Source organism: Streptomyces sp. A2-16 (genome assembly GCF_018128905.1).
GTDB lineage: Bacteria > Actinomycetota > Actinomycetes > Streptomycetales > Streptomycetaceae > Streptomyces.
In genome coordinates this window covers 9,482,085-9,504,456 of the sequence record NZ_CP063808.1, presented here as the reverse complement: position 1 = coordinate 9,504,456, position 22,372 = coordinate 9,482,085, and the positions used below count along the sequence as shown (strand labels likewise).

The 22,372-nt window shown below is 68.4% G+C and carries 19 protein-coding genes, 1 tRNA gene and 2 pseudogenes; 13 read left to right on the top strand and 9 right to left on the bottom strand.

The window, feature by feature from the left end; all coding sequences use genetic code 11:
- Positions 1 to 197 precede the first annotated feature (197 nt).
- The 3 genes from IOD14_RS42650 to IOD14_RS42640 all read right to left on the bottom strand — a co-directional run bounded on the left by IOD14_RS42650 (position 198) and on the right by IOD14_RS42640 (position 1,428).
- Positions 198 to 377: an FxLD family lanthipeptide gene (locus IOD14_RS42650; RefSeq protein ID WP_016825826.1), complete on the bottom strand. Its 180-nt coding sequence runs from the start codon at positions 375 to 377 to the stop codon at positions 198 to 200.
- 188 nt (positions 378 to 565) lie between these two features.
- Positions 566 to 754, bottom strand: a complete 189-nt coding sequence (locus tag IOD14_RS42645; RefSeq protein ID WP_054242262.1) for a hypothetical protein — start codon at positions 752 to 754, stop codon at positions 566 to 568.
- 227 nt (positions 755 to 981) lie between these two features.
- Positions 982 to 1,428 (bottom strand): ATP-binding protein, encoded by a 447-nt coding sequence (locus IOD14_RS42640; protein WP_212673045.1) that lies wholly within the window; start codon positions 1,426 to 1,428, stop codon positions 982 to 984.
- 241 nt (positions 1,429 to 1,669) lie between these two features.
- Between IOD14_RS42640 and IOD14_RS42635 the strand changes: the two genes are divergently transcribed.
- The 4 genes from IOD14_RS42635 (at position 1,670) to IOD14_RS42620 (ending at position 11,122) form a co-directional block, all read left to right on the top strand.
- Positions 1,670 to 2,953, top strand: a complete 1,284-nt coding sequence (locus IOD14_RS42635; RefSeq protein WP_212673044.1) for an XRE family transcriptional regulator — start codon at positions 1,670 to 1,672, stop codon at positions 2,951 to 2,953.
- A complete protein-coding gene (locus tag IOD14_RS42630) occupies positions 2,950 to 3,489 on the top strand; it encodes a GNAT family N-acetyltransferase (RefSeq protein ID WP_212673043.1) in 540 nt (179 codons plus the stop codon). The genes IOD14_RS42635 and IOD14_RS42630 overlap by 4 nt, the downstream gene beginning before the upstream one ends.
- Before the next feature lie 237 nt (positions 3,490 to 3,726).
- Entirely contained in the window at positions 3,727 to 10,272 is a 6,546-nt protein-coding gene (locus IOD14_RS42625; RefSeq protein WP_212673042.1) for a hypothetical protein, read from the top strand.
- Between the two features lie 97 nt (positions 10,273 to 10,369).
- Positions 10,370 to 11,122: a hypothetical protein gene (locus IOD14_RS42620; RefSeq protein ID WP_212673041.1), complete on the top strand. Its 753-nt coding sequence runs from the start codon at positions 10,370 to 10,372 to the stop codon at positions 11,120 to 11,122.
- 347 nt (positions 11,123 to 11,469) lie between these two features.
- On the opposite strand, the gene IOD14_RS42615 is transcribed toward IOD14_RS42620, so the two are convergent.
- The gene (locus IOD14_RS42615; protein WP_249126214.1) at positions 11,470 to 11,952 is read right to left on the bottom strand and encodes an Asp23/Gls24 family envelope stress response protein; all 483 of its coding nucleotides are present in this window, start codon (positions 11,950 to 11,952) and stop codon (positions 11,470 to 11,472) included.
- 427 nt (positions 11,953 to 12,379) lie between these two features.
- Between IOD14_RS42615 and IOD14_RS42610 the strand changes: the two genes are divergently transcribed.
- The 3 genes from IOD14_RS42610 to IOD14_RS42600 all read left to right on the top strand — a co-directional run bounded on the left by IOD14_RS42610 (position 12,380) and on the right by IOD14_RS42600 (position 14,029).
- Positions 12,380 to 12,802 carry an STAS domain-containing protein gene (locus tag IOD14_RS42610; protein ID WP_123990225.1) on the top strand — a complete coding sequence of 141 codons (423 nt, stop codon included), beginning with the start codon at positions 12,380 to 12,382 and terminating at the stop codon, positions 12,800 to 12,802.
- A gap of 84 nt (positions 12,803 to 12,886) precedes the next feature.
- Positions 12,887 to 13,111 (top strand): CsbD family protein, encoded by a 225-nt coding sequence (locus IOD14_RS42605; protein WP_212673039.1) that lies wholly within the window; start codon positions 12,887 to 12,889, stop codon positions 13,109 to 13,111.
- A gap of 249 nt (positions 13,112 to 13,360) precedes the next feature.
- On the top strand, positions 13,361 to 14,029 hold the full coding sequence (locus tag IOD14_RS42600) for a DUF5994 family protein (protein ID WP_249126213.1): 669 nt from the start codon (positions 13,361 to 13,363) through the stop codon (positions 14,027 to 14,029).
- A gap of 293 nt (positions 14,030 to 14,322) precedes the next feature.
- Here IOD14_RS42600 and IOD14_RS42595 read toward each other — a convergent pair whose 3' ends face one another.
- The gene (locus tag IOD14_RS42595; RefSeq protein WP_249126212.1) at positions 14,323 to 14,499 is read right to left on the bottom strand and encodes a hypothetical protein; all 177 of its coding nucleotides are present in this window, start codon (positions 14,497 to 14,499) and stop codon (positions 14,323 to 14,325) included.
- 101 nt (positions 14,500 to 14,600) lie between these two features.
- Between IOD14_RS42595 and IOD14_RS42590 the strand changes: the two genes are divergently transcribed.
- Positions 14,601 to 15,614: a hypothetical protein gene (locus tag IOD14_RS42590; RefSeq protein ID WP_212673541.1), complete on the top strand. Its 1,014-nt coding sequence runs from the start codon at positions 14,601 to 14,603 to the stop codon at positions 15,612 to 15,614.
- 1 nt (position 15,615) lies between these two features.
- On the opposite strand, the gene IOD14_RS42585 is transcribed toward IOD14_RS42590, so the two are convergent.
- Complete coding sequence (locus IOD14_RS42585) at positions 15,616 to 16,746, bottom strand: dihydrofolate reductase family protein (RefSeq protein ID WP_212673038.1); 1,131 nt, start codon at positions 16,744 to 16,746, stop codon at positions 15,616 to 15,618.
- Between the two features lie 86 nt (positions 16,747 to 16,832).
- Here IOD14_RS42585 and IOD14_RS42580 point away from each other — a divergent pair, with 86 nt between their 5' ends.
- Both IOD14_RS42580 and ribA read left to right on the top strand, forming a co-directional pair.
- Positions 16,833 to 17,342 (top strand): MarR family transcriptional regulator, encoded by a 510-nt coding sequence (locus tag IOD14_RS42580; RefSeq protein WP_212673037.1) that lies wholly within the window; start codon positions 16,833 to 16,835, stop codon positions 17,340 to 17,342.
- Between the two features lie 121 nt (positions 17,343 to 17,463).
- Positions 17,464 to 18,105, top strand: coding sequence for a GTP cyclohydrolase II (ribA, locus tag IOD14_RS42575; RefSeq protein WP_123990219.1), 642 nt, complete (start codon positions 17,464 to 17,466; stop codon positions 18,103 to 18,105).
- A 3-nt stretch (positions 18,106 to 18,108) separates the two neighbouring features.
- On the opposite strand, the pseudogene IOD14_RS42570 reads toward ribA, so the two are convergent.
- The 3 genes and pseudogenes from IOD14_RS42570 to IOD14_RS42560 all read right to left on the bottom strand — a co-directional run.
- Positions 18,109 to 18,303 (bottom strand): annotated as a pseudogene (locus tag IOD14_RS42570) (helix-turn-helix transcriptional regulator); the annotation flags it as partial.
- A pseudogene (locus tag IOD14_RS42565) lies at positions 18,303 to 19,202 on the bottom strand (histidine kinase); the annotation flags it as partial. The pseudogenes IOD14_RS42570 and IOD14_RS42565, both read right to left, overlap by 1 nt.
- 156 nt (positions 19,203 to 19,358) lie before the next feature.
- Entirely contained in the window at positions 19,359 to 19,619 is a 261-nt protein-coding gene (locus IOD14_RS42560; RefSeq protein WP_123990218.1) for a hypothetical protein, read from the bottom strand.
- Between the two features lie 107 nt (positions 19,620 to 19,726).
- Between IOD14_RS42560 and IOD14_RS42555 the strand changes: the two genes are divergently transcribed.
- The 3 genes from IOD14_RS42555 (at position 19,727) to IOD14_RS42545 (ending at position 22,271) form a co-directional block, all read left to right on the top strand.
- Complete coding sequence (locus IOD14_RS42555) at positions 19,727 to 20,950, top strand: alginate lyase family protein (protein ID WP_123990217.1); 1,224 nt, start codon at positions 19,727 to 19,729, stop codon at positions 20,948 to 20,950.
- 54 nt (positions 20,951 to 21,004) lie between these two features.
- A tRNA-Met gene (locus tag IOD14_RS42550) sits at positions 21,005 to 21,078 on the top strand.
- 107 nt (positions 21,079 to 21,185) lie between these two features.
- Positions 21,186 to 22,271 (top strand): PP2C family protein-serine/threonine phosphatase, encoded by a 1,086-nt coding sequence (locus IOD14_RS42545; protein WP_212673036.1) that lies wholly within the window; start codon positions 21,186 to 21,188, stop codon positions 22,269 to 22,271.
- The last annotated feature ends 101 nt before the right edge of the window (positions 22,272 to 22,372 follow it).

The following is a 22,372-nucleotide window of genomic DNA, read 5'->3' as shown; positions in this document are numbered from 1 at the left end:
GGCGAGCGGTCGTCGAGGTCAGGGCATGGAGGAAACGGCAGCGAGGGTCGGACCACGGCGCGCACGAGAGCAGTGGAACCGGTGCGGAACGCTGCGGGCGGAGCAACCACCAAGTACCTCCGTAGGCGAGGGGGCGGGCGGCTGGTGCCGCCGCGTGGAGACGCGGCGGCACCAGACCGGGATGGCTTGGGGCCGGATCAGGCGACGTTGGTGGTGCAGGCGCCGCAGGTGGACCCGCAGTTGTCGTCGGTCAGGTTGACCAGGCCCGCCGGGTCGGCGATCTCGACGAGGGAGACGTCCAGGTCGAAGCCGTCCGATGCCCCCGGGATCTGCGGGCGTACTTCGGTGCGGCTGGGAACTACGGTGCTGCGCGTCATGCTTCAACTCCTCGTAATCGTTGTGGTGTTACTGGGCTGGAGCGCCCACCAGGTGCCGCCACGGGAGCGTTGCCAGACGGCTGCTCCCCGACGGCTCCTGGCCGCCCGGCACGAGAGGACGGCCTCCGCGTAGGAAGTCCTCGCGGGGTGGCTGCCTCACGCCGGGAAGTCGTGTGCCGGGAGTCTGATCAAGCGGATGCCGGCCGCCGCTCCATGAAGTAGGCGAGCGCCTGGGCCTTGAGGCGATCGAGGCACGGCTCGCACGCGTAGAAGGGGGCGTGCTGCCCGTCCCACTGCACCGGGCCGAGCCAGATCACCAGGACTCCGGTACGTCCGCAGCCGAGCCAGCAATCACCGGTGGTCCACGGCCACTCCATGGAAGGACTTCCCCTTTCTCAGCTGGTCGGGATGGTCGATCTGGCGGCCTGGCAGTGGGGAGCGCAGGCCCAGAGCTGGAACAGCAGGTCCCGGTGGCGTATCTCGCCCAGCCGTCGACCGCTCGCTCCCAGCAGCCGGGCGCAGAGGGCGCAGTCCGTGGCCATCTGCTGCCGGGGCCGGAGTCGAGCGAGATCCGGAAGGGGCAAGGGTGCCGTGGCCGGGCTGCTCACTTGCCGCCCTCGGTACGGAGTTCCGCCCAGACCTCTTTGCCCCAGGGGCGTCTGCCCGAGCCTTGCAGGTCGTAGCCCCAGCGGTCGGCGACAGCATCGACGAGGAGCAGCCCGCGCCCCGACTCGTCGTCGTCAGCCGCCTGGCTGAGTATGGGCAGACGCGCTGGTTCCCGGTCCATGACCCCGACACGCAGTCGTGTCGCGCTCGGCCGCCCAACCGTGAGGCGGATCTCGGAGCACGGAGTGTGCCTGGAGGCGTTCGCGATCAGCTCCGTGACGATCAGCGCGGCACGGTCGGCGAGGCCGTCGAGGTGCCACACACCGAGGACGTCTCGGACGAGTTCGCGGCCGAGCTCGGCCGTGGACGGCTCGCACGGGAAGGTCTGGCTGTACGTGGGGTGGCCGACGGAGAGGGCCTCAACTGGTGTTCTCAGACTCGTCATTGGGGTGGAGCCTTCGTGTCGTCTCGGCGCCCGGCCCGCCCCCGCGGGGGAACCTCAGGGGCGGGCCGGGCCGTCAACAGCCGCCCGCACGGTGGGGCGCGGCGGGCGACCAGCACCCAGACAACTCCCTTTCTCACCAAGCTGGTTAGGGCGTTCAGGCATTCAGCCGACGGACCCGCCTAGGGCGTTTTGACCTGCCCTTTACCTGGTGGGGAGGGATCGCGCGGACTACCGTGCCCGCATGGACACCACCCGCAACACCGTTCTTGAGGCGTGGATGACCGAACACGGCTACAGCTCCAACAGCCTCGCCGAGGCCGTGAACAGCGCCATTGAACGGTTGACCGGGCGCCCTGGAGGACTCGACGGCTCATCGGTCCGGGCATGGAAAGCGGGCCGGGTCACGTGGCCAAAGTCAGCCGCCCGCAAGGCACTTGAGGACGTCACCGGACTACCCGCCGTCGCTTTAGGGTTCGTGCCACGGAGCCGGCCTTCGTCCACCCCGGCCCCACCGCAGCAGGAGGACCCCGACATGAAGCGCCGCACCCTCGTCGGCAGCATCGCGGCGGCTGCCGCAGCAGCAGCCGCACCCGGCACCACATCGCCGCGCCGTATCGGCATGAGCGACGTCAACCGCCTCAACAAGCGCTTCGCCGAGATCATCGCCAGCGACCACCGCCACGGCGGACAACTCGGCATCGAACAGCGGGCCGCCGCCCTCGCCGACGAGGCACTCAACCTCCAGAACGCCGGCAGCGCCACCCAGCGCGTACGCAGCAACCTCTACGCCTCCGCAGCCGCCTTCCGCTCCTCCGCGATGTGGGCCGCCATCGACGGCCGCCGCTACGACATCGCCAAAGCGCACATGCGCGAGGCCCAGGCCCTCGCCGAGATGTCCGGCGACCAGGCAATCAAGTTCCGCATCTGGAGCCACGCGGGCACCATGTACCGGCACATGGGCCGCCCCGCCGACGCGTTCGCCGCCAACGACGTCGCCCGCAACCTGCACCTCACCCGCCGTGACCCTCTGTTCGCGTCCCTCGGCCTGGCCCGTCAGGGCGCCATCCACGGCACGGCACAGGACCGCACGGGCACCCGCCGTGCCTTCGAGCAGGCTCAGGACGCCATGCTGCGCGCCGATCCCGCCGACTACCGGCCGGTGTGGATGCTCGCCTTCTACGACCAAGCCGAGCTGGACTCCCTGGCCCTCTCCGCGCACTTGGCGCTCGGCGACTACTCGACCGCCGAGTACCACGCCCACCGCTGCCTGTCCGCCCTCCGGCCCCACATGATCCGGTCCCGGGCCATCACCACCACCCGACTCGCCCACGCCCAGCTCGCCCAGGGCGCCCCCGACGCCGCCACGGTCACCGCGATGAAGGTCCCCGCCGAAGCCGCCACCCAGCACGCCCGGGTCACGCGCATGCTGCAGGAGTTCGGGGCCGCACTGCGCGCCACCGCACCGGGCAGCTCCACCGTGCAGACCTGGACCGAGCACACCGCCACCTGGAGGATGGCTGCATGACCACGGCTCCCGCCATCGAACTACGCACCTTCACCACCCTCGACACAGCCCGCGGCGACCTCCTCGACGTGTACGCCGACGTACGCGCCCCACTCCTCCACCTGCCGAACTACGCGGTCACCGCGTTCGGCGAGCGCCTGGACCGGCACGGCACCGAGCCGGGGTTCACGGCCGTCCTCGCGTACGCGGACGGCCACCCAGTCGGCTATGCCTACGGCAACACCATCGAGCACGGCGACCGCTACTGGCAGCGCACCAGCCCGACGCCGGCCGAGAAGTACACCCAGCGCCCGGTCGTGGCCCTGAAGGAGATCGGCGTCCGGCCGACCTGGCGGAAGACCGGCACCGCCCGCCGCATCCACGACGCCCTTCTCAGCACGCGCGACGAGCCGTACGTCACGCTCATGGTCAACCCGGCCGCCGGCGATGGAAAGGTTCACGCGCTCTACAAGTCGTGGGGGTACGAGGACATCGGGCAGAGCCAGCCGTCACCGGCTTCGCCAGTCCTCACGGTGATGATCCGCATCATTCGCTGATCCCGACGTCTCTCCATTCGTTACAGAGCCGATCGCAGTAGATCTTGACCGTCAGTTTGGGATCGCTACTCGCTCCTCGGGTCATGGTCTGCTGATCTGCGGGACAATGAACCAGGTCTGCAAGTAGCGCGCATTGCGTGCCCGATCCGTCCGGAGCGAGTCATTTCTGTTCGCGAATCACGAGCCGGGGATGATTTCCACCTTCTATGGGCAGCCCGGCGTGCATTGCAACTCCTGATGCCCCACGCCGACCTGAGGATTCTGCGGTTGGAGGGGCTATCACCAGCTGACGCAGCCGAAGAAGATGATCGCTACTTGGGCTGCGACCTGAGTGAATACTACGGCGGAGACACCTTCGCGACAGCGAATCGTCTGGTTTTGGCTCAGCTGAAATACAGCGTCAAGCACTCAGGTCGAGCCTGGACGGCGGCCAGACTGTGCCAGGCCAAGGCCACTGGCGGTGCACCTCCCCTTCGCCGCTTGGCAGACATGTTCAGCGGGCTAGCAGAAGACTGGGATGCGTCGACCGTAGTAAGCAAGGTCAATGTCGCACTGGTGAGTAACCAGCCAGCCGACGCCGACCTCCTCAATGCGCTGAAATCGGCCCAGGCAGCGCTGGCGGACCGACCGCTAGGTGCGCACGCGGGACGCGCCTTTGCTTCACTGGCCAAGCCTCACCAGCAGATCTTGACCAAGTTGCGTTCGGCGTCCGGGCTGAAGAGTGGTCGGTTCACTGATTTTGTTCGGGTATTGGACCTTTCTGGCTGTGGCGCTGACAGTCGGGCACTGCAGACGCTGACGCTCCACCAGGAGGCATCCGCCTTCCTCGTCGGCTCGTCCCGTCCTGGAGTCATCGGGCTGATAGAACTCATGCGCCAGCAGATGCTCCCAGAAACAGCGGGTGACCCTGGGCTGAGTCGCGCTGACATCATCGTCGCGTTGGGTGCAAGCGGGGAACGATCGCTATTTCCCTATCCCACACTTGTGGCGAAGCCTAAGAAGCTTGTACCAACGGCCCAGCCGCAGAGTCTGGCCGCAGCTGTAACGGGTGCACCGGCCGGAAAGCTTCTGGCGCACGGTGGGCCGGGTGTCGGCAAGACAACCGTTCTGACTGCGTTGGAAGCCGAACTGCCGCCAGGATCGATCCTCGTTGCGTACGACTGCTACGGCGACGGCCAGTACCTCAATCCGGCCAACGACCGGCACAGCGAACGGGCCGTTGTCCAGATCGCAAACGACGTCGCGGTTCGAGGCGGCGCTCTGCCCGTTGTGGTGCCGGATGGGCCAGTCGTCCACAGTGAGCTTTGGCGAGGTCTTGAGAGAACGCTCACCGTGGTGGCAGACGCAATGCCAGAGTCCGCCCTCCTCGTTGTCGCAGTCGATGCTGCCGATAACGCCGTTTTCGCGGCGCACCGTAGTGGAGCTGAACCGTTCGTGCGTGGGCTGTGGCACATGCAACTGCCACCTAACGTGCGAGTGCTGATGACTGCACGCAGCGCTCGTCGCTCGGACGTCCTGGCTGGAGCCGAAGAGACAGGTATCACTGAGACAGCACTTGGCGCATTCGATGCCTCGGCCAGCGCGGCGATGTTGCGTTCGATGTATCCGAACGCAACGGAGAACCAATGCGCGGCCTTCCATGCCGCCAGCAACGGAGTGGCGCGCGTCCAGACATACGCACTGGGCGCTGGGGAGCAGCGGTCACAAGGCACGAGCGAAACCCCAGCCATGCTGGATATCGAGGACGTACTCGTACGCGCGGAAGCCGGCCTGGCAGCCATCTTCGACGAGGTCCTAGATAGCGCCTTCTCCACTGTCCATGACCGCGACGTGCGGCAGCAGCACATGGGCGTCCTTGCTGCCATGGCCCGCCCTGCGCGGCCCTCGACACTCGCCCGGGTACTGAAGACCAACGAAGGCCGCGTGCGGCAGCTGTGCGACGACTTGTTTCCGGCGCTGCGAATTTCCGACGGCGCCGTCGGTTTCGCCGACGAGGACTTCGAGAATCATTTGCGTCAAGAGTTGTCAGTGTCCGATGTACGCCAGGCCCACGATCTCTTTGCTGAGGACTTCCTTCACCACCGCCATGTCGACGAGGAAGCAGCACGACTGGTTGGTGAGCATCTTTTTAACTCCGGCCGCCACGAAGAACTGCTCGCCATAGCACTTGATGAAGGCGCGCCAGCGGCGATCACAGACGGCATAGCACGTGCCCAAGCTCAACGGACCCGGCTCACGCTGGCGCTGCGCGCGGTCATGGAGCGCAATGACAACAACACATCCGGAGATGCGGTCCGACTCCTGCTGGCTGCAGGGGACGCAGCCCGCACCGATTCCAGCCTCGTTGACACGGTCCGTCAGCGGCCGGAACTCGCATTGCTACATGCAGATGCGAGCACAGTCGCCGAGATCTTGTTGCGAGAAGAATCGGGCACTTGGCGAGGCCGCGCTCACTTCCGGGCCGCAGCCATGCTTGCATGGCTGAACGGACGTACGGCAGAGGCGGTCGAGCAACTCGACCTTGCCTACGCGTGGCTGCGGGCCTGGTCGCGGCAGGACGCGGGCTGGGAACTGAGCGCAGAGGACATCGCCTACGGCGTGCATGCAGCATACGTGTTGCGTGGCCTAAATCGCGCCCATCGCCTGGCGGCCGGCTGGAATCCGCCCCAATTCGTTGACAAGGTAACGTGGCACGTGGCCCAACATGCACCTGCGCATGTGCCCGTCAAGCAGGCAATTCGGGACCTGAATCAGGTACGAGCCAGCGCATGGACCCAGGCCCAGTTCGTAGTCGCCTACGCACGGGCTGGGGAAAGTCTGCCCGTCAGGTGGGTACTGCAGGTTGCGAACCGGCTAGACCGGTTGCCTCTGCGCCCGGTGAGCCATCCAGCCGAGTGGGGTATGCCGTTCTGTGAGATCGCGCTGGCGCATGGTGCCGCCAAATCCAAGGTGAGACGTCTACTCCGGCGCTTTGCGCCGCCAGTACCGTCTCACCTCAATAGTTACACCGGCAGCAGCGAGATGCTTAGTCCGTTGAAGGCGGCATGCCTGGAAGCCGCCATCCGCGGCTCCAAAATCACAGCTGAGAAGCTGCTCCCAGACAATTTGCGGCCACCGACCAATAATGACCGCAGTTATGACAAGAATGAGTCCACACGCCGGCTTTTCTTGCAGATTGCTAATGACTTGCTGCCTGTAGTAACTACACAGGCCGAATGTGTGAAAGTTGCTGCCGATCGTAAATCCCGCGCTGACGATGTCGAGCTGACAACTGCAGAGGTCGTACAGGTCGTGCGTAGTCGGGTGGAGGCCCAGGGATCAGAGCATAGATTCGACCGGCCTGGTAATCGCCAACGCGTCTGGTTCATGGCTGCGGTCGAGGCATTGGTATCAGCTGCACGGGCCATGGCCGCGTTCACCAGCATAGAGGCAAATGCCATGCAGATGCAGATCGAAAATCTGTTGGCAGACGTAGGGAAGAGCATCGGACAGCAGTTGGCCGACGGGTCGGCATACGCGTGGGTGCAAATGAGCCGTATCCTCCTTGAAAATGGGGTCGCCCGAGAAGTTGCTCTTCAGCTACTTCAGCGGGTGGGAGACGTCATGGGTGCAGCGACGGTCCCGCCAACAGAACGGCGGGACGTACTCCTGGACGCAGCGGCGGCAGCGCAACACGCTGACACGGCTCTGGCCGCGGACCTGTTCGCTGCCGCAGTAGACGCCGCCAGCGGCGTGGACGTGGATGTCGCCCTGAGGCTACGGGCTCTGCTCACGATTGCCGACCGGATCCCCGATCGGCCAACAGACCCCACAACAGGCGGAGACCGTGCACACATCGCCCGTCGGCTCGCCCACGCAGTTGAAGACGCCACCCCCTTTGTGCCGGACCCTCGGGAACAAGTGCCATACCGGCTCGCTCTCAGCGTGGCGAGCCGACTCCACGGGCCGTCTGGTCTAGCTCTCGCCTGCCGGTGGGAGGACGACGGACACGTGGGCCTATCTGAAGGCATTGGCACGGTCATTCCTCTCCTCGCCGAGACAGGAACAGTCGGCGGCTTTGAGGCGTTCTGGATGCTGCGCCTGCTCAGTCAGCACTCCGATGTGGTAACCCCTGCGGTCACTGTTCTCAGATGCCTCCTCAACCAGGGACCGGCGGGTCGTAGCCAGGCCGTCACGTGCCTCGGAACGCTTGCCGACTGGGTCGTTCGCGATCTACCGCCTCACCAACAAGGTGACGCTGCCCGTAATCTCAATACTGCCATTCAGGAAATGGGACTGGGCCAGATTCAGGCCGCGCAGCGACTGCAATCCCGTGCACAGGAACTCTCCGCCCTAAGCGTAAATAGGCCAGCCATCCGCTCCTCACGGGACTGGGGAGGATCCGGTGAAGAGCAAGCAGTGGACATTGCTGGCCTAGTCAGTGCGGCGAGTTTCATCCGAGCCGATCAGGATCTCCCCGTACTTGTCGCTCATTATGCCTCTGATGAACGCGTAGTCACCTACCTGACGACTGCGGCTCATCGCGCCGGCCCGTCGGGACGTACTACGGCGCTGGAGGAGCTCCTAAAAATCGCCGATCGTGGGGTGCGGGGCGCCCGCGCACCCCAGGTAGCGCGCGTAGTGAGCGGGCTATGCTACGAATGGCGTGCGAGCGCGAGCGTGCGTGACTGGGCTAGCCAGCACCTGCCGATGTGGGTATCGCGACATCTACTCGACCTATTCACCACCGGACTAGATCGGCATGGCAACTACGGCCTATTGCTAAAATTGCCGAGTAATGAACCCGGATGGTCAAATTGGCTTCTTCCGGCAGCATCTGCTCACCTCGATGAGTTGACTGCCAACCAGCTTTACACTCTGGCAGCATCACTGGCAGAAACACTGCCGGCCACGTCCACACTTTCACAAATCATCGAATGGGCTTTGGACTCTCGTCCGTCTCTACCCAACTCCGCCGATATAACACGGATTCCCGCTGCTTCGGCGATCAGTAATTCCGTAGCTGACATCGAGGCCGCCCGAGAGACCTTGCCTGAACCACCAGAGGACTCGAGCACACTCTTTGCAGCGGTATTGTGGGCCCTGCTCGGCCATCCCGACCGGCGCGTGCGATGGCGAGCTGCACACACGGCACGAATTATCCTGACTCAAAGCAGCGACGGCAGCTCTGTGGCTGACGCGCTCTGGCGCTGCGTAACGGAATCCTCCACTGGCGGCAGTTTCCGTTCCGCCACGCTTGAATTCTTTCCGCTATCAGCTCAACAGTGGCTGCTCATCGTCTTCGCGCGGGTAGCCAGTGAAGCCCCACTGGTCCTAGTGCCGCTGGCCACTGAACTAGCCGCAATGGCAGTAGACCGAAGTCAGCCCCATGCAGCTATTCGCGAGTTGGCACGCCAAGCGGCGCTCGACGTGGCCGCAGCTCATCCTGAGGCATTGCCTGCGCACGTTGTCAGCGACCTCGCGTTCGCGAATCGGCCCCGATTGTGCAGCACCTCACGCGACGTACGGAACGTTGGATCGCGTTATGGCGACTACGACACGCGCTTCCAGTTCGACTCTATGGACGTCGTACCGTACTGGTACTCCCCTCTGGCAGAGGCTTTCGACGGAGTGTTTCTCGCCGACGTCATGCAGAGTGCAGACAAGTGGATCAGCGAGCGGTGGGGCCGGAGCTCCGAGGAAACACGGCAGGACCCCAGGGCGGCCCAACACGAGCGGTCGTGGGCGCTGATCAGTGCTGACCATGGTTCCTTGCCGATTGTGGAAACGCTCCAGAAGTACCTGGAGTACCACGCACTCCACATGGTGGCTGGCGAACTTGTCGACGGGGAAAACCCCGTGCTCAGACACTGGCGTGACGACGACGAGTGGACGGGCTGGCTGACCGGTCATCTTCCCCACTCATCAACCCACTGGCTGGCCGATATCCGCGAACCGGTTCCGGCTCGCTCGCTCACCCTCGGTATGTGGGATCGGCTCCAGCTAGACGACGCCATTACCTCAGTGCAAACGGCGACGTCTCAGGATGCTTCCACGTCTGCTGTTGATCCGGATCCAGCAGTTCAGAGGGGATTCGACGGAGCCGCTGTAGCGCGACAGGCATGTCGCGAACTGGACATGCTCGATGACGATCCAGAAATGATCGTAGTGTCCGCATCCATCACCACCTATTCTGACCGCCATTCGTGTACGGCCTGGTTGACCAGTGCTCTAGTAACCCCAGAAGCCAGTACCGCCCTACTCGCTGCTCTGGCAAGCAGCACACGTCCGCAGGGCCTGCCTGGGGCTGGCGAGGGGCCGCCATGGGGAGACGAAATAGATGACCCCAAGCTGCAATTGCTCGGCTGGATCGTTTATCGCGAGTCAGACGAGGGCGGCCTAGACCGCGACGACCCGCTGACGGGTGGCATCACTACCGCTCAACGCTCACTTTTCACGGACTTCTTCACTTGGGCTCATCTGTCCGCTAACGCTGCAGGCACTCAATTCATCGACCCGAAAGGCAAGATCGCCGCCCACATGACGTGCTGGGGAGACGAGAACAAACGCGGTCAGCGCAACACATACGACGACTATTCAGGCTCCTACCTCTCGGTACGTCGCGACCTCTTGATGGCATATCTCAAGGAACGCTGCCTCAGCCTCGCCTTGGCAGCAGACGCCCATGTGTATCTCATGAACCGCAGCCAGCAGGAGGCGAAAGATGAACACCGGCGAGCCCGTTACACCGTCCTCCACGAGGACGGACGGCGAGTCAGCGTCGAGGTTGACCAGACCATCTGAGCCGTACCACTCAGGTGACAAGGCTGAGGCAGAAACATCAACCGCATCCGCTGGCCCGCCGGCGACCAACGAAGCCGGAAAAGAGCCTCAGAACGGCATGGACGAAAGACACACCAACAGTGCCGAGGACACTCAGCGCCAGGCAGCAGAGGATCTCCTCGGAGCTGACACATTCGCCTTGGGTCTGCGCATCACAACTGAGCTCGGCGGAGACGACTCCACGCTGCTGTCGAGGTGGATGGCTCTGCGCATTGCGCAACTCATGCGCGATGTGGAGGAAGCCGATGACGCCTCCGTTCGGGAAGAAGCCGCGCGTACCTGCGAAGATCTGGTCCTGCGAGTTTGGGAAGCACGATCGAATTGGCCGCAGGGCTGGCCTCCCGAATCTGCCAGGCAAGTCGTTAGCGGCTTGGAGGAACCAAGCCCATGGCGAAGGGCACGTATGCCGGAGCAGGACGATGACGTCTCGTGGTGGACGGTACTGCCAGCGGCACTCGACTTGTTGTCGGAAGAGCAAGCGCTTTGGCGACTGACGGCCCTCGCTGACGTCGACCCGAGCGACATCCGCGCGTGGCTTGAGCAGCGGGGAGCAACTCTGGGGGAGGAGGAAAGGAAGCAACTTGAGTCCATCGCTGATGCGGCGGAGCATGCGGAGGAACGACTGGACGAGCGACTGACTGACAGGTCGGCGTCCCTACAACTCGCACGAGGACGTCAGCAAAGGGAACAGGGCACAAGCCTGACGGCACCAGAGCGAGCCGAATCAGCACTGCGGCAAATCAGGAAGCTCTCACGAGCGCGGCTGAAGCTCGCAGAACGCGTGGCGGCCCGTGCCAAAACTAGTTCGTAAGTCGGCGCGAGGGCTGCCGCCCACGCATCACGTCCAGCGGCTGTCCTGGCGACGTGTAACGCGTGAGCGATGCGTGAGCGGACGGTGCGGCACAACCCGCCGCTCGCCGGATCGGCACTCACGACCCACATGCTCTGACCAGGTGGTTCCGGACACCGGACCAGCGTCCGGAACCACCCAGCAAGCTTTGGCCAGGACTTTTAATCCATTGGTTGTGGGTTCGAGTCCCACAGGGCCTACGGTGCGGGTCACGGGGGTACCCCCTCCGACCTGCCGTGCAGCGCCTGAGTCGGCTTCGGTCGGGTCGGGCGCTGCCTTGTTCCCCGGTGCGGACCTGGGCCGTCGCCCTACTGCACCCGCCCCTGGCTGGGCTCAGGGGTGTCCTCGTCCGGCAGGTGGACGTCGTTGACCGCGATGTTCACCTCGACGACTTCCAGGCCCGTCATCCGCTCCACCGCCGCGATCACGTTCTCCCGGACATCCGCGGCGACGTCGCTGATGCTCGTCCCGTACTCCACGACGACCTGGAGGTCGATGGCGGTCTGCTTCTCGCCGACCTCGACCTTGACGCCGCGCCCGGCGCTCGGCTGTCCACCGGGTACCCGGTCGCGCATCGCTCCCATGGTGCGGGAGAAGCCGCCGCCCAGCGCGTGGATGCCGGGGACCTCCCGTGCGGCGATCCCGGCGATCTTCTCCACCACGCCGTCCGCGATGGTCGTCCTGCCGCGCGGCTCCGACGCCGCCGGAAGATGGGTGCCCAGGTGGGTGCGGGGTTCGTCCGGACCGGACTTCTGCAGAGTTGAACCATTCGGCTCCGTCATGCGAGCCACCTCCTCGGGCGGTGCGCGGAGTGCCGACTCGGCGGCCGTCGGCCGCCCGGCTTCATCTCATGAGTACCGTGCGAAGGCTCGGACATGCAGCCGCGCGCGGGGCTTTTCGTTCCGTCCGCATCCTGGGACCGGGCCGCCGCCAACCTTCCGTCGAGCGCTGGGAGCACTACGCTGTCGTAGAGACGTCCCAGACCCTGGCGCCATGCTGTTCGCTGAACACAGATGGCTGCCGGGTGCGGACCCATCGTCTGTCATCCGGCGCATCCCTGGAGGGAACCGGGCGGATCCCCTGTCCTGCCGTGCAGGGCTTCGGACCGGCCGTTGCTCCGCCTCCGCCGTACAGACGCCCCCGCCGGGAGTGCGCCCAGGAAGCCGGGACTCCGGCCCGACGCACCCGCTGACGGACGGCCCTCAGAACCGAGGCGCCATGCCCCAGCCACAGCTCACCGTCTACCGCCACGACCGCAGCACACGAGCGCTGATCACCCTGGCCGGTGAGATCGACCTCGAATCCGCGCCGCTGGTGCGCGCGTCGCTGGAGGAGTGCCTGCGGGACGGTGTCCGCTCCATCGACGTCGACCTCACCCCCGTCGTCTTCTGCGACTGCAGCGGACTCAACGAGTTCCTCCTCGCCGCCCAGCAGACCACCGCGGTCGGCGGAACCCTGCGCCTGCATCATCCGCCGCTGATGCTGGCCCGGATCCTCGACCTCGTCGGCTGCGGGTTCCTGCTCCTGGGCCGGCCGTACGGTCCCGTGCCGCCGCCCGGCGACACCCCGGGCGCACCCGGTCCGGTCCCGCCGCCCAGGTCCTTTCCTCTGGCGTCCGTTCTCTCGGGGGACGCGTGGTGAGTCGTCGGAGCTGACCGGGCATGCGGTCCACCCGCCTCGCGCAGTCCTCGCGAGGCCCACCCACCGAACAACAGCGAGGTCCACATGAACGTTTCACGGAACGCCAGGAACCAGGCACAGGCGATGAAGGGCAGGATCACCGAAGAACTCGGCCGGGTCACCGGCAACCGGCGGCTGCAGCGCCGGGGCCGGGCCGATCGGGTCTCCGGCGGCCTGAAGCAGGCCGTCGAGAAGGCCAAGGGCGCGTTCAGGCGGGACGGAGGCGACTCCCGATCCGTGTTCAGGCGGAAGGGAGGCGACCCCCGATGAGGTACGACCGGACGCGCGCCCGGTAGCCCGCCTCCCGAGCCCGGTTCTCCGCCGAGCGCCGTCGGCCGGGGCCGAAGCCGCTGGTCCCGTCGGACGGACAGGACGAGATCCTCCCGCGCCTGCGGTCCGCCCCCGACACGCAGTCCGGCGAACTCCGGCTCGCGCCGCGGCAGCGCCGTCGGTTCACCCGGTGACCGCTGCACGCCCAGGGCCGCCGTCGCACCCCGTCGCCGCGGCGCGCGGAGTACTGTGGACAGTACCGAGGGCACTTCGCACACCGGCTTCCACGCCGGGTCGTCCTCGGCGAGAGATGAAACCCGGGTCGCCGCAGAGGCGGCCCGGAGACGGGTTCGCGTCATGTCGGCGACCTTGCTCCCCACCTTGCCGCCCCCCGAGCCCGCCGCGGTCCCGGCCGCGCGTCTCGCCCTGAAGACAGAGGGCGCCTCCCGGGGCCTCCTGGACGGTGCCTGGTGGCCCCGCACCCGGGATCTGCCGAGCGAACTGCCCGCGCTGACCGCCGTGTTGGACACCCTGTGGGGCCGCATCACCCGTGTCGCCGTCAACCCGGAGCACTGGCCGGTCATCCCCCGCAAGGTTCCCGTGGGCGGCCACGTCGTCAAGGTCGGCTGGTTCACCCCGGAGATCGACCCGCACAAGCTGCTGCTGCTCTCCTACGGCACCGGCCGCTGGGACCTGCTGATCATCCCGCCCGAGACCGGGGCGGAGTCGGCCTCCCGGCTGATGGCCGCCGCGTCCGGCCACGACGGGCCGCCGCTCACCGCGAGCGCGCTCATCGCCGCGGAGGAGACCCGGTACGGCGGCACCGCCCCGGTGTCCGGCGTCTCCCCCGAACAGGCCGACAGGGCCGGGCCGGTCACGGAGACCGGCCCGGCCGACCGCCTGCTCGCCGACAGGTGAGGGCGGCCGTCATGGACGCCTTCGAGGCGGCGGACGCCTTCATCGTCCTCACCGGAGTGGCTGCCTACGTGCTGCACCGGCTCCACGTCCAGCGCACCGGCAGAATCACCGCGCACCGGTACGGCACCGCCCTGCCGGGTCACAGAGGGCGCGGCACACCGGGGTCACCGGTGCCACTCGTGCCGTCGGTGTCACCCGGCCCAGCCGTGCCATCCGTGTCAGCGGACCGGTCCCGAGGGCGTTGAAAGGCGCCCCACGCCCCACCTGCCTGCCTGCCCGGGATCAGATCCGGATCAGACCCGGGTCAGGCGCACCGCCACCGTCTCGGCGACCGTGACCGGCCGGTCGTAGTCCGGGTCCGTCGCCGTCGCGCGGCCCTCGACCTCGACGTCCCCCTTCTGGAAGGGGACCGAGCCGGTGGGCACGGCCGTACCGGTCCAGGCGACCGGGGCGCCCGGGGTGCAGGACACCGTCGTGGAGAAGGAACCGCGGATACGCCATCCCGAACTCCTCCAAGCTGCTCCAGTTCGGCTACCTGGCGCAGTGGACGGGCAAGGACAGCTATGTCGCGGTGAAGAACACCACGGGCATCCCGACCGCGCCCGGTGGGTCGTACAAGCGGGCGAACCTGGCCACGGTGCGCTTCTCGGTGCGCGGCGGCACACAGATGGCCACGCAGAACGACACCGCGCTCCAGGCGACGCCGAAGACCGAGGACTGCACGACCGACCTGATGGCCGAGGTGCGCGACGACAGCGCCCCGTACAGCGCCGCCGTCCATGTGACGCCCGGGACCTGGCAGCCCCGCGACGACCTCTTCGCGGACAACGGCGACGACGTCGGCGGCGGTTTCCCGAAGGTCAGGACGCTGAAGGCGGGGCAGAGCTTCACCCAGTCCTTCGGGCGGGCCGCGTGGAGTCCGATGCACTACCTGCCGACGGTCGCGGGCAGGTCCGTCTCCTTCATCCCGGACGCCCTGATCGGCGACCCGGACGTCGGGGCGAACGGCGCCGACCCGACCAAGGAGACGGTGGTCCTCACCAAGGGGAGCACCACCGTCAAGAAGCAGACCCTGACCGACTGGGGCACCGGCGACGCCGAGTTCTCCGCCGGGATCCGCTCGGCCGGCTGGTACGACCTGACCGTCGACGCCCACCGCTACCGTCCCGGCATCACCTTCCCGGCCGGGATGCTGTCGTCGCGCGTCACCCTCGACTGGCACTTCAAGGCCGACCCGGCCAGGTCGATGGTCGCGCCGGTGTTCATGACCCGCTTCCTGCCCATCGGGCTCAACAGCCGCAACCAGGCCGCCGCGAACAGCACCACCACGGTCGACGTGAGCGCCGGGCGCGGCTCCCAGGGGGATGTGCGGTTCACGACGGTGACCGCCAAGTCCGTCCGGGTCTGGTCGTCCGCCGACGGCGGCAGGACCTGGAAGGCGGCGACCGTCAGGCACTCCGGTTCGACCTGGCAGGCGTCGGTCCGCAACCCGGCCTCCGGCGCCGTCGCCCTGCGCTCGGAGGTGACCGACGCGGCTGGGGACCGCTCGGTGGAGACGGTGTACCGGGCTTACGCCATCGGCTAGTTCACGGCAGGAGGTGGCGGTTGGGTGCCGTCGCCCGCTCCTCGAACTCGCCGAGCACCACCACGTCCACGCCGGCCGCCGTCAGCATCCCCGTCCCGTCCGCCGCCGCCACGAACGTGTCGGGCTCCCGCCACGCCGTCACCACCCGCCCCACCCCGGCCTCCAGGATCAGCCGGGCGCAGGGGGCTGGACGGGAGGCCCGGCGGGTGCAGGGTTCCAGGCTGGTGTAGACCGTGGCGGTGGCGAGGCGGGGGTCCGTCGGGGAGATCTTCGCCAGGGCCGCCTCCTCGGCGTGCACGACGGGGTCGCCGGACTCCCGGGAGTGGCCGCGGGCCAGCTCCGTGCCGTCGGCGGCCACCACCACCGCGCCCACGCTGAAGGCCGTCCGGGAGGGCGGGCACTGGGCCGCCAACTCGCAGGCCAGCGCGAGCCAGTGGTGGTCGGCGGCGGAGGGTACCGGGCCCGTGCCGGGGGCCGTGGGTTCGTAGCGCATCAGCACCACGTCCTCGATACGGCGGGTCTCCACGAGGCGCAGCCGGCCGCCCTGGTAGGTGCCCGGGCCGAAGAGCCGCGGGGCGTCCGGATCGCCGACGAACAGCGGGGCCAGGACCAGCTGCACCTCGTCCGCCAGGCCCTGCTGGAGGAGCTGGGTGTGGATACGGCCGCCGCCCTCGACCATGAGCCGTTCGACGCCGTACACCGAGTTCAGGTGCTCCAGCAGGCGGCGCCAGTCCAGCGCCGGGCCGAGGGGAACCACGTCGGCTGCCAGACCCGCCTTGCGGGCCCGCTCTGCGCCCTGGTCCGTCGTGTAGACGACCTTCTCGCCGCCCGTGTGCCAGAAGTTCGCCGCCGGGTCCAGTTCGCCCGAGCCGCTGACCGTGACCTTCAGGGGGTACGGCGGTTTCCCGGCGGCGACACGGGTCGCGCGGCGCTCCTCGGAGTTCACCAGCAGCCGGGGGTTGTCGGCGCGGATCGTGCCGGCGCCGATCAGGATCGCGTCCACGGAGGCGCGGACCTCGTCGACGCGGTCGAAGTCGGCCGGGCTGGACAGGAGGAGCCGGTCGGGGCCGGTGTCGTCGAGGTAGCCGTCGAGGGAGACCGCGGCGGAGAGGAGAACGTAGGGGTGGGGCATCGGTGCGGTCCCTCTCGGAAACGGGTGCGGGAGCTTCAGGAGCGGCGGGTCTTGGTTCAAGTTTGAAGCAAACCTACACTGGGGGCATGACGACCCGCTGGCTCAGCCCCGACGAGCAGCGAGCCTGGCGTGCCTACATCGCCGCCTCGCTCCTCCTGGAGGACACCATCGACCGGCAGCTCCAGCAGGAGGCCGGCATGCCCCATGTGTACTACTCCATCCTGGCCAACCTCTCCGAGACCCCGGAGCGGCGGCTGCGGATGACCGATCTCGCCGAGGGGCTGAAGATCACCCGGCCCCGGCTCACGTACGCCGTCGCCCGGCTGGAGAAGGACGGGCTGGTGCGGCGCGAGAGCTGCCAGTGGGACAAGCGCGGCAGTGTCGCGGTCCTCACGGACGAGGGCATGGCGGTGCTGGAGCGGGCGGCGCCGGGCCATGTGGAGACGGTCCGGTCCGCGCTCTTCGACCGACTCACCCCGGAGCAGGTGGGACAGCTGGAGGAGATCTTCACCAGCATCACCGAGGGGCTCCAGGGGGACGAGGGCGCCTCCGAGGAGGTGCCCTGGCGGCGGCGGTCGTCCTCGTCCTGTTCCTGAGGAACCCGGCGTGACGCGCGCCATAAACCCGTTGCTTCAAATTTAAAGCATGGGGTAGGGTCACGATCAGTAGAACTGCTTCAAATCTGAAGCAGGTATGCCTACGGACCGGAGTACCCGCATGACCGACCTGCCCGCCGCCACCCAGCGCTCCCGCGTCCGCGTCCCGCTGCGCTTCGGGGACGGTTACCGCGTAGACGCCGAGCTCGTCACCTTCCACGGCCTGGCCGACGGGCAGGAGCACCTCGCCGTCGTCCTCGGCGACCCCGCCCCCGGTGCCGTCCCGCTCGTGCGCCTGCACTCCGAGTGCCTCACCGGCGACGTCTTCGGCTCCGCCCGCTGCGACTGCGGCCCGCAGCTGCGCGAGGCGGTCGAGCGCATAGCCGAGCGCGGCGGGATCCTGCTGTACCTGCGCCAGGAGGGCCGCGGCATCGGCCTCTACAACAAGCTCGACGCGTACGCCCTCCAGGACCAGGGTCTCGACACCTACGCCGCGAACACCGCGCTGGGACTGCCCGAGGACGCCCGCGACTACACGGCGGCCGCGCAGATGCTGACCGCCCTGGGGATCGGCGAGCTCGACCTGCTCTCCAACAACCCCGACAAGGCGGGCCAGTTGCGCGACCTCGGCATCGGCGTCCGCGACCGGGTCCCCACCGGTGTCTTCACCACCGCCCACAACGTCCGCTACCTGCGCGCGAAGGTCCTGCAGACCCAGCACACGCTGCCGCTGGGCGAGTTGACCGAACTCGGCGTCGGCTGAACGTCATCTGGGCGTGTGCGCCAGATGGGCCAGAACGGCCAGGACGCGCCGGTGGCCGCTGTCGCTCGGCGGGAGGCCCAGCTTGAGGAAGACGTTGCCGATGTGCTTGCTGACCGCGCGCTCGGTGACGACGAGGGTCCTGGAGATGGTCGCGTTGTCGTGGCCCTCCGCCATCAGCTTCAGCACCTCGCGCTCGCGAAGTAGGCCGCCGCCTTCACCGCCGCGGGCGCCCGGGTCCCGTCGTCCAGGCCCTCCTCCACCACCCGCACCGAGAGCCCGCCGGCGGCCGCCAGAGCCCGCACCGCGCCGACGAGACCCCGGTCGGTGAGGATCGGCGGATGGATGCCGCGGACCACCTGCCGCAGCTCCGTCAGCGCCTGTTCGGCCTGGTCCTGGGCGTCGTCCAGCAGCTTGCGGGCGGCGTCCGGGTCCCGGTCTCAGGCCCGCTTGGCCAGTCCGATCCGCATCGACAGCGCCACCAGGTTGGCCTGGGCGCCGTCGTGCAGATCCCGCTCGATGCGGCGCAGTTCGGCCTCGTGCGCGGCGATCGCGTCGGCCCTGGTCTCCTTCAGTTCCTCGACCCGCCGGGCCCACCTGGCCTTCGGGGAGGGCATCAGCAGCACGGTCGACCAGCGGGCCTCGGTGTCCGCGAGCCGCACGATCAGCGGCAGGACGACGGGGTCGCGGCGCAGCGCTCCGGCCCACACCCCGTCGACTACCAGGCCGAGGGGCCACAGCGGGAGCGCGAGGACGAGGAGGGCGCCGTAGAGGTAGGAGGCGACCATCCAGCGCAGGTCGGTGAGCGTGCCGGGGTCGCGCACCGAGGTGCGCAGCCGTTCGCGGAGCGTGCCGGTCATGGGCGTGTACGCCTCGGGGATCTCCCGGCCCGTCCACAGGGCGGTCAGGTTCCGCTTGGCGCCGGCGATCCGCCGGATCAGCAGCACGGCCTCGGGCAGCAGCCAGCAGCCGACCACCGCGAGCGTGCCGATGGCGGCGATGAGCAGCACCGTGACGAAGAGGTACATGCCGAAGCACATGGCCGCGGCCACGACCAGGTGCACGGTCGCCGTCGCCGCACGCTGCCCTGCCTTCCACATGCGGCTCACGCTGGAGGACCGGTCCCGGGATGCGCGGTGCAGCCAGCTACACCATCGGGGCCCGGACGCGGCTGACTCCCGGCGGGCCTCCGCCCTGTCCGGCCCGGACGCGGCTCACTCTCGGCGGTCCTCCGCGCCGTCCGGCCTGTACGCGGCTCACTCCCGGCGGTCCTCCGCGCCGTCGCCGTGGTCGCGGACCCAGTTCCGGTGGGCGTTCGACCCCTCGCGGCCGGGCGAGAGCCTCAGAACGGCTCCGCCGTCGATCTGCTCCAGGCTCGTGATCACGTAGGGCGAGCCGGTGTGCACCGCCAGCCGGATGCTCCCGTTGGCGAACTCCGTCACCCGCAGGGTCCGGCCGCCGGAGAGCGGGATGTCCCGCTTGTCGATCTCCACCGGCCGTTCGTCGGCTGCCGTCATGGTCCCCTCCTCGTTTCCCGTGAGAGGCGTCACGGTACGCCGGACCCGCCCGGCCGATCGGCCCAACCGGACCTGCGCCGCACCCCCCGCCGTCCCACCCTGGCCCCATGGCCCCCAGACACACCGCCGCCCTGCTGCTCGCGCCCCTGCTCGGCCTCCTGCTCGCCTCCTGCGGCACGGTCGACCCCGGCACCCGCACGATGGCCCGCGCCCTCCCCGCGGACGCGCACTTCACCCATCCGGGGGTGCTCGTCGGCAAGCGGCAGCTGGACACCGTGCGGGAGCGGGTCACGGCGGGGAAGCAGCCGTGGCTCACGGCCTATCTGGCCATGCGGGACAGCAGGTACGGGTCGTACAAGTACCGGCCCGAGCCGTACGCGAGCGTCGACTGCCCTGGCGGCGCCCACGCCGACCGGCCCGCGCACGGCTGTGTGGAGGAGCGCGAGGACGCCATCGCCGCCTACACGCAGGCCCTCCTGTTCGGCGTCACCGGCAAGCGGGAGCACGCCGTGAAGGCCAGGGAGATCATGGACGCCTGGTCGGCGCGCATGCGGCGGCACACGGAGGAGGACTCCGGGCTCCAGACCGGCTGGGCCGGGTCCACCTGGGCCCGGGCCGCCGAGATCATCCGCCACGGCGGGACCGCGGGCTGGCCCGAGGGGCGGGTCCGGCGGTTCGAGCGCATGCTGCGGACCGCCTATCTGCCGGCCGTCACCCGGAAGGTGCCCGACTACAACGGCAACTGGGACCTCGTGATGACGGACGCGGCCATCGGCATCGCCGTCTTCCTCGACGACCACAGGGCCTTCGACCACGCCCTGCAACGGTTCCGCGAGCGGGTGCCGGCGTACTTCTATCTGGAGAAGGACGGCAGGGTCCCGCTCACCCCGCCGGGCAGCACGGTCGACACCCCGCGGAAGCTGACCACCTACTGGTTCGGGCAGACGGCCTTCAAGGACGGCGTCTCCCAGGAGACCTGCCGCAACTTCCAGCACGTGGGGTACGCGCTCGCCGCGACCGCCCATGTCGCCGAGACCGCCTGGCACCAGGGCGTCGACCTGTACGGCGAGGTCGCCGACCGGCTCGAGGCGGCGCTCGCCCTCCACGCCCGCTACCAGTCGGGCGAGTCAGCGCCCGCCTGGCTGTGCGGCGGCAAGGTGGTCCGCACCATGGGCCCCGATCTGGAGGTCGCCCTCGACCACCTGGAGAACCGGCTCCACGTCCCGGTCCCGGCCGCGCACAAGCTCGCCGAGGAGACCCGGCCGGCCGGCACCGACAACCTGTTCGTCGCCTGGGAGACCCTCACCCACGCCGGGAACCCGGGCCTGTGAGACAACCCTGGCGCGAACCGCCCCGCGGATGGCGTACAGTAGTGAACACAACGGCGCGGGGTGGAGCAGCTCGGTAGCTCGCTGGGCTCATAACCCAGAGGTCGCAGGTTCAAATCCTGTCCCCGCTACTCAAGGCTCAGGGCCGGAGTCCAGTCACTGGACTCCGGCCCTGAGTGTTTCCCCCGACCGGAGCACCCGGCTCGCCCGCGGACCGCAACCGGGCGAACCTGGACGTGTGGAGCAGGAGGGGCGGATCTCGCACGCGCGCAGCTTCGTCCGCGTGCTCCCGATGCTGCTGCTCGTCGCCGGGGCGTTCTACGACTACCTGACCCCGACCCAGTTCTCCGCGGCGCCCCTGTTCACCGCCACCCCCCTGGTCGCGGCCCCGCTCTACTCGCGGCGCGGCACCGTCCTCACCGGCGTCGCCACCGTCCTCGTCGTCCTCGCGGTCCACCTGCAGCTCGGCATCGTCCTCGAAGCCGACGCCGTCACCGAGACGGTGACCGTGATCACGGTCGCCGTCCTCGCGGTCCTCATCAATCTCCTCGTCCGCCGCAGCAGCGAACAGCTCGCCTCCCAGCGCGAGATCGCCGAGGCCGCCCAGCGCGCGGTGCTGCCCGGTCCCCCGGGACGGATCGGCGGGTTCGACATCGCCGTGCGCTACGAGGCGGCCCAGGAGGACGCGTTCATCGGCGGCGACCTGTACGCCGTGCAGGACAGCCCGCACGGGGTACGGCTGATCGTCGGGGACGTGCGCGGCAAGGGGATGGGGGCGGTGGCGGCCGTCGTGATCGTCATCGGGGCGTTCCGGGAGGCCGCCGAGCAGGAGACCACCCTGGAGGCCGTCGCGCAGCGCCTGGAGCGGGCGCTGGAGCGGGAGGCGGCGCGGCGGGACAGCGTCGACATCCTCGAGGGGTTCGCGACGGTCGTCCTCGCCGAACTCCCGCACGGCGACGGGATCGTACGGATCGTCAACCGCGGCCACCCGCCTCCCCTGCTGCTGCACGGCGACGGCACGGTGGACGAACTGCCCGCCTGCAGCCCCGCGCTGCCGCTCGGCATGGGCGACCTCGGTACCTGGCCCGACCTGGCGGAGGAGCACCGCTTCCCGGGCGGGGCCACGCTGCTGCTGTACACCGACGGACTGTCCGAGGCGCGGGACGGGCGCGGGCGGTTCTACGACCCCGAGGCGCGGCTGACCGGCCGGGCCGTCCCGGAGCCGGGCGCACTGCTCGCCGCCCTCGCGGGCGAGGCGCGCCGGCATTCCGGGGGCTTCCTCACCGACGACATGGTCCTGCTCGCCCTGAGAAGGCCTGTGTGACGCGGGGTGATCGGACGACCGCCCTCCGCATAGCGTCTGACGTGCCGTCAAGGTCCGTGGGTTACCCGAGGTCAGGCCAACTCGCCCGTTTTTAGCCGTTC

What these genes read in the sequence shown, in the direction of transcription:
- IOD14_RS42640 (WP_212673045.1), bottom strand. Translation starts at nt 1,428, where the DNA reads ATGACGAGTCTGAGAACACCAGTTGAGGCCCTCTCCGTCGGCCACCCC.
- IOD14_RS42555 (WP_123990217.1), top strand. Translation starts at nt 19,727, where the DNA reads ATGGCCCCCAGACACACCGCCGCCCTGCTGCTCGCGCCCCTGCTCGGC.
- IOD14_RS42620 (WP_212673041.1), top strand. Translation starts at nt 10,370, where the DNA reads ATGGACGAAAGACACACCAACAGTGCCGAGGACACTCAGCGCCAGGCA.
- IOD14_RS42635 (WP_212673044.1), top strand. Translation starts at nt 1,670, where the DNA reads ATGGACACCACCCGCAACACCGTTCTTGAGGCGTGGATGACCGAACAC.
- IOD14_RS42625 (WP_212673042.1), top strand. Translation starts at nt 3,727, where the DNA reads ATGCCCCACGCCGACCTGAGGATTCTGCGGTTGGAGGGGCTATCACCA.
- ribA (WP_123990219.1), top strand. Translation starts at nt 17,464, where the DNA reads ATGACCGACCTGCCCGCCGCCACCCAGCGCTCCCGCGTCCGCGTCCCG.
- IOD14_RS42560 (WP_123990218.1), bottom strand. Translation starts at nt 19,619, where the DNA reads ATGACGGCAGCCGACGAACGGCCGGTGGAGATCGACAAGCGGGACATC.
- IOD14_RS42585 (WP_212673038.1), bottom strand. Translation starts at nt 16,746, where the DNA reads ATGCCCCACCCCTACGTTCTCCTCTCCGCCGCGGTCTCCCTCGACGGC.
- IOD14_RS42610 (WP_123990225.1), top strand. Translation starts at nt 12,380, where the DNA reads ATGCCCCAGCCACAGCTCACCGTCTACCGCCACGACCGCAGCACACGA.
- IOD14_RS42650 (WP_016825826.1), bottom strand. Translation starts at nt 377, where the DNA reads ATGACGCGCAGCACCGTAGTTCCCAGCCGCACCGAAGTACGCCCGCAG.
- IOD14_RS42630 (WP_212673043.1), top strand. Translation starts at nt 2,950, where the DNA reads ATGACCACGGCTCCCGCCATCGAACTACGCACCTTCACCACCCTCGAC.
- IOD14_RS42645 (WP_054242262.1), bottom strand. Translation starts at nt 754, where the DNA reads ATGGAGTGGCCGTGGACCACCGGTGATTGCTGGCTCGGCTGCGGACGT.
- IOD14_RS42605 (WP_212673039.1), top strand. Translation starts at nt 12,887, where the DNA reads ATGAACGTTTCACGGAACGCCAGGAACCAGGCACAGGCGATGAAGGGC.
- IOD14_RS42580 (WP_212673037.1), top strand. Translation starts at nt 16,833, where the DNA reads ATGACGACCCGCTGGCTCAGCCCCGACGAGCAGCGAGCCTGGCGTGCC.